The organism is Methylophaga sp. UBA5088 (genome assembly GCF_002414625.1).
GTDB lineage: Bacteria > Pseudomonadota > Gammaproteobacteria > Nitrosococcales > Methylophagaceae > Methylophaga > Methylophaga marina.
Map to the genome: position 1 here is coordinate 11117 of NZ_DIAC01000026.1, position 1784 is coordinate 12900.

At 48.2% G+C, this 1784-nt stretch carries 2 protein-coding genes; both read right to left on the reverse strand.

The window, feature by feature from the left end; all coding sequences use genetic code 11:
• On the reverse strand, positions 1–1103 hold a 1103-nt coding region (locus tag B4K20_RS03110), incomplete at its 3' end, for a Mur ligase family protein (RefSeq protein ID WP_289281847.1).
• A partial coding sequence (locus B4K20_RS03115; RefSeq protein WP_289281848.1) for a penicillin-binding transpeptidase domain-containing protein occupies positions 1100–1784 on the reverse strand: 685 nt, incomplete at its 5' end. The genes B4K20_RS03115 and B4K20_RS03110, both read right to left, overlap by 4 nt.

Here is a 1784-nt window from a genome sequence, read left to right on the forward strand (position 1 = left end):
GTGTGAGCATAGTCGATGACCACTGTGGCTTGACCCGGCTGAGTATATGTTTGCATGCGGCCACTTACTGCCTGACATTGATTAATAGCTTCAGCGCATTGTTGTTGGTCTAGTCCCAGTGCTGTAAGCACACCTATCGCAGCCAGTATATTGTCAACATTGAACTCACCCAGTACTGGCAAGCTTACAGGCAGTTTATTTACATTAACCTGCGCTTCAAAGGACACGCCGTCTGCTTTGTATGCGATCTGCTCCGCGCGAATATTCACTTGATTTTGTGCACCGCCATATGTGAGTAAGTTCACACCAGATTTCAGTTTCGAGATGACATCTGTACCAAAGGCATCATCTGCATTAATCACGGCGTATTCCACACTATCCATATCAAACAAGCGTTTTTTTGCTGCAGCGTAGTTGGCCATGGTTTTGTGATAATCAAGGTGATCTCGGCTGAGGTTGGTCAGCACGGCCACATTGATATCAACACTATTTAATCGGCCTTGGGCTAGGGCATGGGATGAAGCCTCCAATGCCACGTATTCACAGCCTTCACGCTTAAACTTCGCCAACAGCTTCTGCATGGTAACGGGGTCAGGCGTTGTCATCCCGGTCATTTCCAGATCACACAAACGCCCTGCTCCCATGGTGCCAATCACACCACATGGTTTGTTTATTGACTCCAATGCTTGGGCGATAAATTGACTGACTGAGGTCTTACCATTGGTCCCGGTGACAGCAATCACAGTCATGTCCTTGGACGGGTGGTCGTAAAAACGTGCCGCTATAAACCCTGCTTTTTCAGCTAGATTTTCAACTGAGTAAGCCATAACCACTGCTTCTGTGAGCATTTGAAGCTCAGTCTCAGTTAACGGTTGTTGCTCATCAATCAGGACAGCAAAAATATCCTTTTCCAATGCCTGTCGAAGGTGCTTTTCTCTATCAACCTTATTTTTAGCCAAAGCCAGAAACAGACCACCAGCAGCAACCCGTCGGCTGTCCATACTGATATCGCTCAATGTACATTCTTGTAAGGTGGATTTATCCACAACAAGATCACTGAGTAATGCCATCAACGACTGAGATTTTACGATTGAAGTCATCATTTGTGAGCCACCTGCATCTGGGTCATCGGTAAATCGTCAGGGGCAATATTCAACAAGCGCATTGCACCCGCCATCACTTCTGCAAACACAGGCGCAGCAACTGCGCCACCGTAATATTCACCTTGTGGCTCATCAATCATCACGACCATCGCTAAACGTGGAGCTGATGCGGGGATGATGCCAGCAAAGACAGATTGATAACGATCATCAGCATAACCACCGCTGATCGCTTTTTTCGCGGTTCCGGTTTTTCCGGCTACATGATAATTCGCCACAGCAGCACGTGTGGCGGTGCCGCCTGGTTCAATGACCTTCACCATCATCTGCACGACATCACGCATGATGTCTGCTGAGAATTCTCGTCGACCTTTTGGCACTTTATCTGTTTTAATGAAGGTGACAGGTTTGAGAATCCCACCATCCGCTAAAACGGTGTAGGCTCTGGCAAGTTGCATCGCACTGGTCGATAAACCGTAACCATATCCCATGGTGGCGATATCTAATGTGCGCCATGACTGAGGATCCGGCATGGTTCCCATCGCCTCACCTGGAAAATAAGCACCCGTTGCCTCGCCCAAGCCGAAACTGGCAAAGTCATGCCACAGTTCAGCAGGATCAAGAGCCAACGCAATCTTACTGGCACCGACATTACTTGATTTCTGGATAAGGGTCGTCAAGTCG